Source organism: Cupriavidus cauae (genome assembly GCF_026210475.1).
Classification (GTDB): domain Bacteria; phylum Pseudomonadota; class Gammaproteobacteria; order Burkholderiales; family Burkholderiaceae; genus Cupriavidus; species Cupriavidus cauae.
Map to the genome: position 1 here is coordinate 49,590 of NZ_CP080293.1, position 15,379 is coordinate 64,968.

Sequence of the window (15,379 nt, forward strand, 5' to 3'; positions counted from 1 at the left end):
CCATCGATGGCTGCAAAGGGGCGGCCCCCCTTGCCTCATTCCCGCTTGCCCCCGCCGGCCAATATCGCCACCCCATCGACCGCCACAACGCCCTCACCCTGCGGCAGGACGAACACCGGGTTGATCTCGGCCTCCACCAGCCTGTCGCCGAGCGTGACTACCATCCGCGAGAAGGCGACGATGGCGTCCGCCAGCGCCTCCACGTCGGCGACCGGACGACCGCGGTAGCCTTGCAGCAGCGGCGCGGTCTTCAGCCGCTGGATCATCTCCAATGCGGCCTGCCGCGTCAGCCCCTGGCCGGGTGGCAACAGGCGCAGCGTCGTATCGCTGAACAGCTCCGCGGCAACGCCGCCCATGCCCAGCAGGATGGCGGTACCCAGCTCGTCGCGGTGCATGCCGAGGATAACCTCGACGCCGCCCCTGACCATTTCCTGCACCAGGTAACGCTCGGGCGCGATGCCCGTCGCGGACTGGACCGCCGCCGCCATCGTTGCCAGCCGTCCCGCCACCTCGTCAGCCGGAACATTGACCGCCACGCCGCCGATATCGCTCTTGTGCGCGATCTCGGCCGACAGCACCTTCAGCACGACATTGCCGCCGAAGTCCCGCGCGGCGGCGCTCGCCTCCTCGCCGTTGCCGACGATGACCTCCTTCGCCACCGGGATGCCAAAGCGCGCGAAAAACGCCTTGGCCGCGGCCTCGTCCAGCGAACCCGTAGCGACCGTACCGAGGTCAGGCAACGGCAGCGCCGGCGTGCCCTCGTCGGCGTCCGTCGCGGTCCTGCCGGCCCGCCACATGGCGTCGAGCGCCACGGTGCATGCCTCCGGCGCGGTGAAGGCCGGCACGCCGCGGCGGTTGAGCAGCGATCCCACTTCTGGCGCATGCGGGCTGACGAAGGCGATCACCGGCTTGTCGCTGTCCGGAAGACAGTCGCGGATGGCATTGGCCATCAGGTCCGGCATCGCCAGACCGGACGAGCCGACGATCACGGATACCGCGTCATAGCTCGGACTATCGAGCAGGATGCGGATCGCGGCGCGCAGCAGGTCCGGCTGCAAGCCCGCCAGCGTCACGTCGATCGGATTGCGGTCGAGCGCCGCATGGTCGCCCTTCTGCAGCGCGCGCAGCTTTGCCGCGGTGTCCTCGTCCGGTGCGGGCGTCTCGAAGCCGGCCAGCCCCAGGCTGTCCGAGACCAGGGTGCCGGCACCACCGGTCGAAGTCAGGATGGCGATGCGCTTGCCGCGCAGCTTGCGCCCGGCCGCCAGCGCCGCCGGCATGTCGAGCAGGTCCGAGAAGTTCTGCGCGCGGATCACGCCAACCTGCTCGAACAGCGCGTCGTACATCCGGTCCGCGCCGGCCAGCGCGCCGGTGTGCGACACGGCGGCCCGTGCCCCGCTCTCCGAGCGGCCGATCTTGAACGCGACGACCGGCTTGCCGGCGCGCCTCGCCTTCAGCGCGGCACGGCGGAAGGTTTCCGGATTGCGCACGCTCTCCACGTACAGCGCGATCACGCGGGTGGCCTCGTCGTCGGCCAGGTAGTCGATGAAGTCGGCGAGGTCCAGGTCCACCTCGTTGCTGGTGGAGATCAGCTTGCTCAGCCCGATGCCGCGTGCCGCGGCGCGCGACAGCAAGGCACCGAGGATGCCGCCGCTTTGCGACACCACCCCGATGCTGCCCGCCGGAAACCGGTCCATCTCGAGCGCGCCGCTGGCTGACAGCGGAATATTGTCGGTCAGGTTGACCAGCCCGATGGTGTTCGGCCCGAGCAGGCGCATGCTGCCGGCCGCCTCGATCAGCTCGGCCTGGCGTCGTGCGCCTTCCGCGCCGGTCTCGGTATAGCCGCTCGCCAGCACGATCGCAGCGCCGGCACCGCGGGCGGCCAACTCCCGCACCGCCACGTGAGCACGCTCGGCGCCGAGCAGCACGATGCCGACGTCCGGCACCTCCGGCAGCGAGGCGATATCGGGATAGCAGCGCAGCCCGTCGATCGAATCGACCTTGGGGTTGACCGGGTAGATCGCCCCGCTGAAGCCATGCTTGCGCAGGTAGGACACGGGACGGCCGGCGGTCTTGGCGGGGTCCGCCGAAGCGCCGATCACGGCGACGCTGCGCGGCTTGACCAGTCGTTGAATGGCGTTCATGGTGTCAGGCCTGGCTGGTCTTGTTGAGGAAGGCCAGCACGGACTCGCGATGCGCGGTGCTGGTGTAGCAGATGCCTTGCGCCTGGCTGCCTTGCGCGAACACCTGGTCGGCCGGCAGCTCGAACGACTGGTTCATGATGCTCTTGCCCAGCGCGATGGCGGTGGCCGAGCCCTGGCTCAGTTCCGCGGCCCAGCGCAGTGCATCGTCGAGCAGCGCTTCGGGCGTGCTGAGGCGGTCGGCGATGCCGAGCGCCTTGGCTTCCTGCGCCGGCACCTTGCGGCCGGTGAACACGAGTTCCTTTGCCATCGACAGGCCGACGCGGCGCGGCAGGAAATACATGCCGCCGCCATCGGGGATCAGGCCGCGGTGAATGTACGACCAGGAGAACGATGCCGCTTCCGACGCGAGCACGAAGTCGCAGCACAGCGCGGTGTCGGCGCCGAGGCCGGCCGCGGCGCCGTTGACCGCCGCAATGGTGGGCTTGGGCATCGTATGCAGCAGCTTGACGGTATGGTGCACGCGCTGCTGGCGGCTCCACCCGTTGAACGCCACCTCGCCCTGCGGCGCTTCCATGCGGCGCTGCATGCCGGCCACGTCGCCGCCGGCGCAGAAGCCCTTGCCGTTGCCGGTCAGCACCAGCGCGCGGATCGCCTTGTCCGACGCCACACGTTCGAGCGCATCGATCAATTCGGTGCGCATGTCGTCGCTGATGGCGTTGCGCTTGTCGGGACGGTTGAAGGCGAGCAGCGCGATGCCCGCTTCGATCTTCAGTTCGATCAGGGAGTAGTGGTCCATGTCTTGATCCGGTGCGGTGTATGGAATGGGTTCTGTGGTCGGCGCCGCGCTCAGTCGACGGTGATGTTGGCTTCCTTGATGACCTTGCTCCACCGCTCGCTCTCGCCCTTCACGTAGCGGCCGAACTCTTCCGGCGTGCCGCCACCAACGGCCAGGCCTTCCTGCTCGGCGCGCTTGCGGAACGCTTCGGTCTGCACGGCCTTCTTCGCCGCCGCGTTCAGTCGCGCGATCACGGCCGGCGGCGTACCGGCCGGCGCAAACAGGCCATACCAGCTGTCGGCCACGTAATTGGGCACGCCGCCCTCGGCGATGGTCGGCACCTTGCTCAGCGCCGGCGCCTGGGAACGCTGCGCGGTCGTGACCGCTACCGCGCGCAACTTGCCGCTCTCCAGGTGCGGCGCGACGGCAGCCGCGGTGGCGAACATCGCGTCGACCTGCCCGCCCAGCAGGTCGGTAATGGCAGGGCCGGCGCCGCGATACGGCACATGGGTGATGTCGACCTTGGCGAGCTTCTTGAAGAGTTCGCCCGCCAGATGGGCCGAGGTGCCCGGGCCCTGCGACGCGTAGTTGAGCTTGCCCGGCCGCGCCTTGGCCGCTGCGATCAGGTCCTGCACGGTCTTGATGGGGCTGTCCGGCTTGACGACCAGGACATTGGGCGAGCGCCCCACCAGCATGACCGGCGAGAACGCCTTGTCGGTATCGAACGGCAGCTTCTTGTGCAGGCTCGGATTGACGGCGTGGGCCATGGTGGCCATCACCAGCGTGTAGCCGTCAGGCGCGCTCTTGGCGACCAGGTCGGTCCCGATGATCGTGCCGCCGCCCGGCTTGTTGTCGACCAGCACGGGTTGGCCGAGATCCTCGCCCATGGTGACGCCCATCGCGCGCGCGATCAGGTCCGTTCCGCCGCCCGGGGCGAACGGCACGACCAGGCGGATCGGCTTGTCGGGGAAGGCTGCCAGCGCGGGCAGCGGCGCGGCAACGGCCATCAACAACGGCATGGCGGCGCTGGCGAGCCGGCGGGCGAATGGAGTGAAAATGGGGCCGAAAATCGGGGTGCGGATCGATGGCATCAAGCGTCTCCTGAAAATCCTTGAAGCGCCGCCGCCTGTTCACCTGCCGGCGAGGCGCGCCTTGTTTGTGGGAGACAGCTTAGGCCTTGTCCGCTCGGCATACAGCCCCCTATTTCCATTGCATGGAAATGCCGGAAAATGCCGCCGATGCTGGATCACACGGACGAAAAAAAGCCCGGCAGCGCGAAGCACGCTGCCGGGCACGATGCCCTGTGCGGCCGGTCCGGGGATGCCGCCCGCCGGCGGCCTTCAGAACTGATATTTGACGCCCGCGACGAACTGCCGGCCCAGGCCCGGGATCACCGCGAGATTGCCCCACGATGCGGGGTAATACTCCTTGTCGAACACGTTGTGGACGTCGAAGAAGACGCGCGTCTTGCGGTCGATCTGCCAGTACGACACCAGCTTGACCGTGGCATAGGCGGGCAGCGAATACGTGTCGGTGGCATTCCCCGAGCGCGAGCCCACGTAGACGATGCCGGTGCCGACGCCATAGCGGCCGCCGAATCGCGGCATCGCATCTTCGCGGATCGCCAGCAGACTGGCGCTGACCTTCGGGATATTGGTCACGCGGGTACCGGGCGCGATGGCATTGTCTTCGGTGACCTTGGCGTTCGTCAGCGTGAAGCTGGCGCTGACACGCCAATGCTGGTCGAGCTGGCCGAAGGCGTCCGCCTCGAAGCCGCGGCTGGTGACCTCGCCGGCCGCGACGCTGAAGTTCGGATTGGTCGGGCTGCGCGTCAGCACATTGCTCTTGCGGATGTCGAAGACCGCCAGCGTTGCGCCCAGCTTCGCATCGGCCGATTGCCATTTGACGCCCGCCTCCAGCGCGCGGCCGCTCTGCGGATCGAAGGGGTTGCCGGCCTCGTCCACGCCGCTGTTGGGCCGGAACGACTTGCCCCACGAGGCATAGAGCGAGGTCTGTGCATTGGGCAGCCACGTCACGCCCAGGCGCGGCGACACGGCATGTTGGTCCTGGCTGGTGGACCGGCCGGTGATCAGGTTGTCCAGGCGCTGGTGATAGCTGTCGAAGCGCACGCCCGCCAGCACCTTCCATTGCTCGCTCAGCGAAATCTCGTCCTGGACGAAGGCGCCCACGTTGCGCTGGTTCTCTCGCGTCGAGGTCGTCATCACCAGCGGCGGCTTGGGCTGGCCGTAGACCGGCTGGTAGATGTCGATCGCATAGGGGTTGGTGGCCAGCGTCGAGTAGGCGATGTCCATGCCCATGTGCAGGCGCGACGCGTCGACGCCGAACAGCATGCGATGTCCCAGACCGCCCGTGTCGAAGTTGCCTTCGACTTCGGCCTGCATCGAAGTGTCGCGCGACGGCAGCGTGCGCCAGCTGTGGCGGCGGGTCAGCGTGCGGCCGTCGGGCAGCACACTGCCGAGATCGGCGGCATAGCCTTCGAAGCTCGACTCCTTGTAGCTCGCCCCGATGCGGGTACGCCAGCCCGGCGCCAGCTCGCGGTCCAGCGTCAGCTGATGCGTATCGCTCGACAGATGCAGGTTCGGATCGTTGGGCTCGCCCAGATAGCGGTTGCGCGGCAGGTCGATCCTGCCGTTGACGTTGACCAGGCCGCGGTCCAGCGGCGTGCGCACGCGCATGAACTCGCCTTCGTACTGCAGCAGCGTCTTGTCGTCGAGCGCCCATGCCAGCGCCGGCGCGACGAGGTACTTGTTGTTGTCGATCAGCGAACTGCGGCTCGCGCCGTCTTCGCCCATGACGTTCAGGCGGTAGGCCAGCTTGTCGGTGATCGGACCGGTGCTTTCGACCGCGGCACGCCGAAAGCCGAGCGTGCCGACGCTGAGCTCGGCGCTCGTCGCCGGGGTGAACCTCGGCTTCTTGGTCACGATATTGATCGTGCCGCCCGGCTCGCTGCTGCCGTAGACGGCGGCCGCCGGGCCCTTGAGGAATTCGAAGCGCTCGACCGTGGCGCTGTCGCGCATCGGGTTATAGCCGCGAGAGCCGGGGAAGCCATTGACCAGGTATCCCATGTCCGTGCTGCTGAAGCCGCGGATCGCATAGTTGTCCCAGGTGCCGCCGAAATCGTTCAGGCGCGAAACGCCGCTGACGTAGTCGACCGTATCGGCGAGGCGCGTGGCGCCGAGGTCGTCGATCAGTTCGGTGGTGACCACGCGAACGGATTGCGGTATTTCGCGCAACGGCGTGTCGGTGCGCGTCGCGCCGCGGCTTTCGGTCGGCACGTAGCCGCCGCCGGCATTCGCGCTGACGCGGACTTCGGGTAGATCGGCGGGGGCATCGTTGCTGGGCGTGTCGGCGTGGGCCATACCGAGCCCGAACCCGGACAGGACAGCCAGCGTGACCGGCCAGGCGAAGCGGCGGGTCGACAGGGTGATGGACATCGAAGGAGCGAAAAGTCGGCGGAAAACCGGCAATGATAACCGGAATCGCGAACGATTCGCATTTCGATTAGCCCTCACACGGGGTCGGGATGATGCCGGATCGCGGAACGGGTTCAGCGTAAGCGTCCTTGACATTTAAACCATCGTCCATCAAACCTTCCATCAGGGACCATAACGGAACGGCGTGACTCGGTCGGGCACCTTCCGGCAAATCGACAAACGGTCTCTACAGTGGCGGGGAGGACCAATGCGTGCGCTGCTGATTGTGGAAAATCCCACGCGACAAACGGCGCTCGCCGATTGGCTGCGGCGTCACCGCGATGTCGAACTGGTTTCCTGCATCGGTTTTTCCGAACTCGAAACGCTGTGCAGCCAGTTGGCCGAGCATGGGGCGCAACTGCTGATCATGGCGAAAGCCTCTTCGTACGAGCTTGCCATGGCCCAATTGGAAAAGGCGTGGCATTGCGCGCGCGAATTGCCGATCGTGCTGTTGCCGTGCCTGGAGCAAATCGATGGGAACGCCGTCGACCACAGGCAGGCTGCGTTCGAGCATGCCGTGCGCGTGATATCCGCGGGCATTCGTCCCATGCCACAGCCATCGGCGTTGGGCGACGCGTTCGCCGACGCAGAGGAGGAAGCGCGCAAGCTCGACCTGACACTGCGTCAATACCAGATACTGGTGCTGCTTTCGATGGGGCACCAGCAAAAGGTCATCAGCCGCATGCTGGACATCTCGCTTGCGACAGTCAAAAGTCATTCGGGGCAGCTGTACCAGCGCCTGGGCGCGCGCAACAAGGCGGAAGCCATCTATGCCGCGCGCCAGCGCGGCGCGCAACTGGCGTGGCCCGATGCGCAAGCACCGGACAAGCCGGCCTGACACGTTGCATGGCCGCGCGTCGATGCGTCAATCAAGACGGCGGCACATGCAGTATGTCCTTGCGCTGAAACGCCGGTGGAAGTCCCTGGCGATCCGGATCTCTTCCGGCAATTGCTCCGGGGAACTGAGCGAAAAGCCGTATCGCGCAAAGAAGCTTGGATGCCTGTTGGTAAACAAGGCAGCGGATTTGCAGCCATTGGCGCGGGCGCGCATCAGCACGGCGCCGACGAGATGTGTCGCGATCCGTTGGTCGCGATATTCGGGAAGAACGGCGACTGCGCGGATGACGACCGTTTCGCCATGAATCTCGCCGCATACGCAGCCGATCGGCTGTTTGCCAAGCATGGCGAGGTGATACAGATGGGTCGATGCTTCGGCTACCTTGTACTTCAGACTGCAGATATCGAGCACCTCCAGGACTGCTGCCAAATCGACCGCCTTGGCGGCTCGAATTCTCACGCCCCTGATCATTCCTTGCACTCCGCTACGGGGACGCGTCTCGATGCTGCATGCATGATGCCGAGACGATGCAGCCTTGCATCCCGTCGGGCAAGGATGGCGCAATTGGCGGCGCCTAACCACTATCCATAGGAATACTTGATTTTCTCGCCGAGCCGCTTAGAGTCGGAATGTGCGAGATGAAAATCGCAGGGCCATCAACGCCATCAACGCCATCAACAGAGGAAGGACGCCGCGCGATATCCGGTTGTATCGACGCGGCAATTCCAATTCCATGTGGACCGCCGCCGCTATTTCTTGCCGTTCCCCGCAAACGCCGCCGTAATGCCCAGCCCGATCAGCAACGAGCCACCGACGTAGCGCTCGAACGCCAGATAGCCGCGGCTATGCCGCAGCCACCGGCCCGCCGCGCTCGCGGCAAACGCATAGCACGCATCGCTGACCAGGCCCAGCAGCGTGAACAGCAATCCCAGGAACACGATCTGCATCGCCACGTGGCCGCGACCGACGTCGACGAACTGCGGCAGGAAGGCCAGGAAGAACAGCGCCGTCTTGGGATTGAGCAGATTGACGATGAAGCCGTCGCGGAACAGCCGCGCATAGCGGCGCTGCTGCGGTACGGCATCGACGGCAACGGGCCCCGGCCGGCCGAAGATCTTCTTCAGCCCGAGCCAGATCAGATAGGCGGCACCGGCATACTTCAGGATGCTGAACGCCACGGCCGACGAGGCCAGCAATGCGGACAGGCCCAGCGCGGCGGCCAGCACGTGCACCAGCGTGGCCGTATGGATGCCCAGATCCGATACCAGCCCGGCCTTGCGGCCCTGCTCCACCGATTGCGCAATGATGTACAGCACCGCGGGGCCCGGAATCACCAACAACACGAGCGCCGCGCTGACGAACAGAATCAGATTGCCTGTACTGGGGATAACGAATTCCATGGCTCGGTCTCCTGGTGGCGAGCATCGCTGGGAAGAAGAACCGTTACTCTACAGCAGGACCGACATCGGGGCCGGTCATGCGCTGCAGCATGCTTTACCTTGCGCCCAGGCGTTCCAATGGCGCGGTACGCGGCGCGACATTCTTTCCATCATCGATATTTAATCTTGTTTGCCGGTCGAGGATAATCCTCAAAGAATCGCCGCTGTCCTCCCGTCCCGGGATTTCCACCGACCCTGCGTCACCGTTCAGAAGTGGGAACCCAATTTTCTGCCGAGGTATGTCTTGTCAAACGTCGCCCCAGCCGCATTGAGCGATTCCGTCGCCGAAATCTCCGAACGCGAGCAGCGCGGCAACATCATGCGGCTGACCGTCGCGCAGGCGCTGGCAGGCGCGAATTCGGTCGTGGTCTACGCGACCGGCGCGATCGTCGGCGACATGCTCGCCCCGGACAAGACGCTGGCCACGCTGCCCATTTCGATCTTCGTCGTCGGCATGGCGGCGTGCATCCTGCCGACGGGCGCCATCGCGCGCCGTTACGGCAGGCGTGCCTCCTTCCTGGCCGGCACCGCCTGCGGCGTGCTGGTCGGCCTGCTGGCCGCGGCCGCGGTCGTCTGGAGTTCGTTCTGGCTGTTCTGCCTGGCGACCTTCTTCGGCGGCGCCTATGCGGCCGTGGTGCTGTCGTTCCGCTTCGCCGCGGCCGACGGCGTCTCGCCGGCGCTGCGTCCGCGCGCGCTCTCGTTCGTGATGGGAGGCGGCGTCGTCGCCGGGGTCGTCGGCCCGCAACTGGTCACGCACACCATGCATCTGTGGCCGCCGCACATGTTCGCGGCGACCTTCGTCATGCAGGCCGTCGTCGCGCTGGTGTCGGCGCTGGTGCTGTGGGGCGTGCGGCTGCCGATGCCGACGGCGGCGGAAGTCGCCAGGGGGCGGCCGTTGTCGACGATCGCGCGCCAGCCGCTGTTCGTCACCGCGGTCATGTGCGGGGCCGTGACCTACATGCTGATGAATTTCCTGATGACGGCGGCGCCGCTGGCGATGCATCTGTGCGGCCATTCGCAGGAGAACGCCAACCTCGGCCTGCAGTGGCACGTCATCGCGATGTACGCGCCCAGCTTCTTCACGGGACGGCTGATTACCCGCTTCGGCGCGCAGCGCGTCGTCTCGGCCGGCCTGCTGCTGACCGGGATCTCCGCGGCGATCGGCCTGACCGGCATCGACGTGGCCCACTTCTGGCTGACCTTGATCCTGCTGGGGCTGGGCTGGAACTTCGGCTTCGTCGGCGCCTCGGCGCTGGTGCTGGAGTGCCACCGGCCCGAGGAAAAGACCAAGGTGCAGTCGCTGAACGACTTCATCGTCTTCGGCACGATGGCGATCGGCTCGTTTGCCTCCGGCGGTCTATTGGCCGCGTACGACTGGGATACCGTGTTGTGGGTATCGTTCGTGCCGCTGGCCCTCGCGGTCGCGGCGCTGATCGTGATGGCCGCCCAGGTCAGGCGCACCGCCTAGCGTGGCGGCTTGGGCGATCAGTCATGCCTGGACGCTGTCGTGGAGCGTTCGCGCGATGGCCTGGCTGACCTCGCTCACCCATTGGCTGACGTCGGCCCGACATTCGTGCCAGGCTTCGTCGGCGACATGACCGCGATACGCGTCGCGCGCCGTCGCCAATAACGCGCGCCGCTCCGGCGGCAGACGCGGCAGCAGCCAATCGGCCGCCGCGTCCTTCGGCACGATGTCGCCCGTGGCAACCGTGACCCACATGCGGGCCAGCGTCAGCATGACGTTGCGTTCGTCGCCGCGGACGTTGGCCACCAGCCCCGGCAAGCTGTCCGCCATCGCGCGCCGGATATCGGCGTAAGGAATCGCGGGGAGAAATTCGGCAAGCCCCGGCCCCATCAATGCGCGGTGGCTCTGCAAGGCCGTGGCCAGCACCAGCGTCAGATCGGGATCGGCGGTCGGCGCCGGCACCACGCCCGCTGCGAAATCGTCGCGCAGCCATTCGCCGTAGACGAAGTCGCTCCGCGCCGGGTGGCGCCACGGGGCGATGTCGCCGAGCACGACGACCGTGACCTCGGCATTGCGGGCCGGCCCCCGCCCCGCGCGCGCGCCGGAGACTTCCATCAACGCGGCCACCAGATCCTCGCGGCTCTGCCGGGACATCGTTCGATGCGTCAGCACCAGCAGGTCGACATCGCTGTCCGGCCGCAGCCCGCCGGCAATGGCGGAGCCGAACAGGTACGCGCCGGCGATGTCGTCACCCAGCGCGCGGACCACGACATCGAGAATGGGCTGGACTTCGATCGGCACGGGGTCGTTCGCAGGCGGTGGCATGGTGCAGTGTCGTCGTTGGGGCGTCGGGTCGTTGTTCGCCTCGTTCAATGGCACAGCAATCCTAGCGCGCTGTCGGCGGTAACGAGGCCGCCGACGCTATCGCGACGAGCCTTCAACCGCTGCAGACCGCGCGGTGAACAGGCCGGCTAATCACCGCATAACGTGCGGCGAATCGGCCCGCCAATCACCGCATCCCTTGCGGTGACAGTCCGACCACCACCGCGGCCACCCTGGATGCCGGCGTCACGCCATCACTTCCGCATACTGCGCTGTCAATCCCGCGCATCGCTCCTTCAACAACGCCTGCAATTGCCGCACGGCCGGGGAGAACTGCTTGCGGTGCGGGCAGACCAGTTGCAGCGGCGTGCTTTCGCCCGGCTCGTGCGGCAGCAGCACCGTCAGGCGGCCGGCCTGCACGTCGCCGCAGACGTCGAGCCACGACTTGTAGGCGATGCCCTCGCCCTGCACCGCCCAGCGGCGGACCACGTCGGCGTCGTCGGTGTACAGGCTTCCCTTGACGGGGATCAGCCGCGGGCCGCCCGCTGTCTCGAACGGCCATTTGTCGTAGACGCGGCCGCTCAGGTGGTACAGCAGGCAGCGATGCGAGGCGAGTTCGTCCAGCGATTGCGGACGGCCGTGCCGGGCCAGATAAGCGGGCGAGGCGATCAGCACGCGCCGGTTCTCCGGCGCCAGCGGCAGGGCGACATAGCTGGCCTCCTCGATGCGCCCATAGCGGATGGCGACATCGATCGGATCGCGGAACACGTCGGTGACGTGGTCGGACAGATAGAGCCGCAGGGTCAGGTCGGGATGGGCGCGGCGGAATTCGGTGATCCAGGGCAGCAGCACATTGCGGCCGAGGTCCGACGGCGCCGTGACGCGCAGCAGCCCGCTGAGCGCAGCGCCATCGCCGCGCAGCCTGTCGCGGCCCTCGTTCAGCGTGGCCAGGACCTCCTGCGCGTAGGGCAGATAGCGCTCGCCCTCCGCGGTCAGGCGCAGGCTGCGGGTCGAGCGGGCGAACAGGCGGATATCGAGATCGCGCTCGAGCCGCTTGACCGCGGCGCTGACCTGCCCCGGCAGCAGATCGGCCTCGCGCGCCGCGCTGGAAAAGCTGCCGAGGGCGGCGCTGCGCACGAACAGGGTCAGGTCTTCGAGACGGATCATCTTCACTCGCGGAGAGAAAGTGCTGGCGGATTTTACCGCTTACCGGATAGGCGGGATCGGGGGCAAGATGACGGCACCATCCACGCAATACCGCCCTTTCCAATTACGGAGCCTCCCCATATGAAAGCCATCGCCTACCTGCAGCACGGCCTGCCGATCGACGATCCTGCCGCGCTGATCGACGTCGATCTGCCGATGCCCGAGCCCGGTCCACGCGACCTGCTGGTGCAGGTGCGGGCCATCGCCGTCAATCCTGTCGATACCAAGGTCCGCGCCTCGTCCGCCGTCGCCGCGCTGCGCGTGCTGGGCTGGGACGCTGTCGGCAAGGTCGTCCGCGCGGGCAGCGCGGTCACGCTGTTCGCGCCAGGCGACGAGGTTTACTTTGCCGGCTCGATCACGCGCTCGGGCAGCAATGCCGAGTACTGCCTCGTCGACGAACGCATCGCCGCGCGCAAGCCCGCTTCGCTGTCGGACGCCGAGGCCGCGGCGCTGCCGCTGACGACGATTACCGCTTGGGAACTGCTGTTCGACCGGCTGCGCGTTCCCGAGCACGGCGGCGCGGGCCAGCATCTGCTGATCGTCGGCGCGGGCGGCGGGGTCGGCTCGATCCTGACGCAGCTGGCCCGCCAGCTGACCGGCCTGACCGTGATCGGCACGGCCTCGCGTCCGGAGACGCGCGACTGGGTGAAGTCGCTGGGCGCCCATCATGTGATCGACCACACGAAGCCGCTGCGCGAGGAACTGGAGCGCATCGGCGTGCCGCACGTCGAGCATGTCGCCAGCCTGACCCATACCGGACAGCACTACCCGCAGCTGATCGACGTGCTGGCGCCGCAGGGCCAGCTCGCCGTGATCGACGATCCGGCCACGCTCGACGTCATGCCGATGAAGCGCAAGTCGCTGTCGCTGCATTGGGAATTCATGTTCGCGCGGCCGATGTACGAGACGCCCGACATGATCCGCCAGCACGAACTGCTGACCCGCGTCGCGCAACTGATCGACGCCGGCACGATCCGCACCACGCTCGGCGAACACTTCGGCACGATCAACGCGGCCAACCTGCGCCGCGCCCATGCGCTGATCGAAAGCGGGCGCGCGCGGGGCAAGGTGGTGCTGGAAGGGTTTTGAGCGCGGACGGGAGGCTTTCGCGCAAGCGCCGTCCGCGCTGCGTGGAGCTGCATCGCCCGCCGCGATATGGGTGAGTCCAAGAGCCTCATGTCGCCGAAACGGGAAAATGGCGACAGGTCCGACGCTCATGTCGCCGCCAGCGACATATCGACGGGACGTGTCGCCAAAACGCGATTTTTGCGACATGACGGGGGATCTTGTGCCGAATAATTCACCCTACGTCGGACATCGTCCGCTACCGCCGTGCGGTTTCGCTGCGTATGCTGCTGGATTTCCCAGCACCGAGAGGAACCGTCATGACTCCAGCCTCGCCCCGCCGCACCGCCTTCCGCGTCAAAGCCACCCTGCTCGCGACCTTCACCGCCGCCCTGCTGGCCGGCTGCGCCGGCGCCAACATGCAGGGCCTGACGCAGGCGGGCGGCAGCCTGTTCACCGCCGCGACGCTCAGCGACGCCAATATCAAGACGCTGTCGGACCAGTCCTGCGCCGAGATGGACAAGAAGAACAAGATCGCCGCGCCGACGAGCACCTACGGGCAGCGGCTGACCAAGATCATGGCGGGCCTGCAGAACACCGGCCTGCCCCTCGACGCCAAGGTCTACGAGACCAAGGAGATCAATGCCTGGGCGATGGCCAACGGCTGCGTGCGGATCTACAGCGGGCTGATGGACATGATGACCGACGACGAAGTGCGCGGCGTCGTGGGGCACGAGATCGGCCACGTGGCGCTCGGCCATACCAAGGCGGCGATGCAGGTCGCCTACGCAACCGCGGCGGCGCGCGGTCTGCTCGGCTCGGCGGGCAGCGCCACGCTGACCGCGCTGTCGTCGTCGCAAGTGGGCGAGCTGGCCGAGACGCTGGTCAATTCGCAGTTCTCGCAGCGGCAGGAAACCGCGGCGGACGACTATTCCTTCGATCTGCTGACGAAGAACAAGTCCAATCGCGAGGCGCTGGTGACGGCCTTCCGCAAGATGGCGGCGCTCGACGGCGGGCAATCGAGCATGCTGAGCACGCACCCCGGTTCGCTGCAGCGCGCCCAGCATATCGAGGAGCGGCTGCGCAGCGGGAAGTAACGGCGCCTGCTGTACATTGGGCTGATACGTCGGCCCGCTATGCGGCGGCCTGCGATACGGCGGCGTGCGCTACGTAGGCGTGCGATACGAAGGCCTCCGATGAGAGACGAACACGCCGTCTCTCATCGGCCGAGGTCATCGCGACATCAGCGCGACATCAGCGACCTCACCAGGGCATCAGCGCGCCTCGACGAAGGCCAGCACGGCCTCCAGCATCCGCCGCAGCGTCGGCTGCAGCTTGCCGGCCAGCGCCTCGTCGTAGTCGAACGGATATTGCTCGCGCATATAGGTGCATTGCGACAGCTCGAGCTGGATCGCATGCACGCCCTGCGCGGGCTGCCCGTATTGGCGCGTGATATAGCCGCCCTTGAAGCGGCCGTTCAGCACCGAGGTATAGCCCTGGGCTTCGGCGGCGATCTTCGCCACCTGCTCGGCCAGCCCCGCATCGCAGCTCGCGCCGTTGGCGGTGCCGAGATTGAAGTCGGGCAGCTTGCCGTCGAAGAAGCGCGGCAGCACCGAGCGGATCGAATGCGCGTCCCACAGCGCGATCGTGCCGTGCTCGGCGCGCAGCCGCGCCAGTTCGCCGGCCAGCGCATCGTGATAGGGACGCCAGACCGCGTCGCGGCGCGCGAAGATCTCGGTCTCGTCGGGACCCACGCCGTTGGCATACACCGGCGTCTTGTCGAAGGTATCGACCGGACAGAGCCCGGTGGTGTCCTGGCCCGGATACAGGTTGGCGTTGTCGGGCGGGCGGTTCAGGTCGACCACATAGCGCGAGTGCGTCGCCATCAGGACCGACGCGCCGAGCTCGCGGGCGAAGCCGTAGAGCCGGTCCATGTGCCAGTCGGTGTCCGGCACGGTACGCGCCTCGTCGGTCAGCCGGTCGGCGACCGACGGCGGTAGATACGTGCCCACATGGGGCATCGAGATCAGCAGTGGGCGTGTGCCACGCTGCAGCGTGAAGGCCGGGGTATCGGTGGAGAAGGAAGTCATATTGCTGCTACGAGTGGCATCGCGACCGGCAAGTTTCGCTTTGC

Annotated in this window: 13 protein-coding genes; 4 read left to right on the plus strand and 9 right to left on the minus strand. The window is 67.0% G+C overall.

The genetic code is table 11. The features are described 5' to 3' along the window. Positions 1–35: 35 nt before the first annotated feature. The 4 genes from KZ686_RS00250 to KZ686_RS00265 form a co-directional block, all read right to left on the minus strand. Complete coding sequence (locus tag KZ686_RS00250; RefSeq protein WP_265632792.1) at positions 36–2,141, minus strand: acetate--CoA ligase family protein; 2,106 nt, start codon at positions 2,139–2,141, stop codon at positions 36–38. A gap of 4 nt (positions 2,142–2,145) precedes the next feature. After that, positions 2,146–2,937 carry an enoyl-CoA hydratase/isomerase family protein gene (locus tag KZ686_RS00255; RefSeq protein ID WP_149316747.1) on the minus strand — a complete coding sequence of 264 codons (792 nt, stop codon included), beginning with the start codon at positions 2,935–2,937 and terminating at the stop codon, positions 2,146–2,148. Between the two features lie 50 nt (positions 2,938–2,987). Continuing rightward, positions 2,988–3,935, minus strand: coding sequence for a tripartite tricarboxylate transporter substrate binding protein (locus tag KZ686_RS00260; RefSeq protein ID WP_226107661.1), 948 nt, complete (start codon positions 3,933–3,935; stop codon positions 2,988–2,990). 321 nt (positions 3,936–4,256) lie between these two features. Beyond that, entirely contained in the window at positions 4,257–6,371 is a 2,115-nt protein-coding gene (locus KZ686_RS00265; protein WP_265632793.1) for a TonB-dependent siderophore receptor, read from the minus strand. A 247-nt stretch (positions 6,372–6,618) separates the two neighbouring features. Here KZ686_RS00265 and KZ686_RS25445 point away from each other — a divergent pair, with 247 nt between their 5' ends. Then, positions 6,619–7,248, plus strand: coding sequence for a helix-turn-helix transcriptional regulator (locus KZ686_RS25445; protein ID WP_322784878.1), 630 nt, complete (start codon positions 6,619–6,621; stop codon positions 7,246–7,248). Between the two features lie 27 nt (positions 7,249–7,275). Here KZ686_RS25445 and KZ686_RS00275 read toward each other — a convergent pair whose 3' ends face one another. Together KZ686_RS00275 and KZ686_RS00280 are read right to left on the minus strand one after the other, a co-directional pair. Continuing rightward, positions 7,276–7,719, minus strand: coding sequence for a GNAT family N-acetyltransferase (locus KZ686_RS00275; RefSeq protein WP_149316743.1), 444 nt, complete (start codon positions 7,717–7,719; stop codon positions 7,276–7,278). Positions 7,720–7,997: 278 nt separating this feature from the next. After that, entirely contained in the window at positions 7,998–8,648 is a 651-nt protein-coding gene (locus KZ686_RS00280) for a LysE family translocator (RefSeq protein WP_265632794.1), read from the minus strand. Between the two features lie 358 nt (positions 8,649–9,006). On the opposite strand from KZ686_RS00280, the gene KZ686_RS00285 reads away from it, so the two are divergent. After that, on the plus strand, positions 9,007–10,155 hold the full coding sequence (locus KZ686_RS00285; RefSeq protein ID WP_265633499.1) for an MFS transporter: 1,149 nt from the start codon (positions 9,007–9,009) through the stop codon (positions 10,153–10,155). Between the two features lie 21 nt (positions 10,156–10,176). Here the strand turns inward: KZ686_RS00285 and ant(3'')-Ib are convergent, their stop codons facing one another. Next, positions 10,177–10,977: an aminoglycoside nucleotidyltransferase ANT(3'')-Ib gene (gene ant(3'')-Ib / locus KZ686_RS00290; protein WP_265633500.1), complete on the minus strand. Its 801-nt coding sequence runs from the start codon at positions 10,975–10,977 to the stop codon at positions 10,177–10,179. Between the two features lie 243 nt (positions 10,978–11,220). Next, positions 11,221–12,141, minus strand: coding sequence for a LysR family transcriptional regulator (locus KZ686_RS00295; protein ID WP_265632795.1), 921 nt, complete (start codon positions 12,139–12,141; stop codon positions 11,221–11,223). A 120-nt stretch (positions 12,142–12,261) separates the two neighbouring features. On the opposite strand from KZ686_RS00295, the gene KZ686_RS00300 reads away from it, so the two are divergent. Together KZ686_RS00300 and loiP are read left to right on the plus strand one after the other, a co-directional pair. Continuing rightward, positions 12,262–13,269: a zinc-binding alcohol dehydrogenase family protein gene (locus KZ686_RS00300; protein ID WP_265632796.1), complete on the plus strand. Its 1,008-nt coding sequence runs from the start codon at positions 12,262–12,264 to the stop codon at positions 13,267–13,269. Between the two features lie 296 nt (positions 13,270–13,565). Next, entirely contained in the window at positions 13,566–14,342 is a 777-nt protein-coding gene (gene loiP, locus KZ686_RS00305) for a metalloprotease LoiP (RefSeq protein WP_265632798.1), read from the plus strand. 177 nt (positions 14,343–14,519) lie between these two features. Here the strand turns inward: loiP and hutG are convergent, their stop codons facing one another. Next, positions 14,520–15,335, minus strand: a complete 816-nt coding sequence (hutG, locus tag KZ686_RS00310) for an N-formylglutamate deformylase (protein ID WP_149316735.1) — start codon at positions 15,333–15,335, stop codon at positions 14,520–14,522. Between the last annotated feature and the right edge of the window lie 44 nt (positions 15,336–15,379).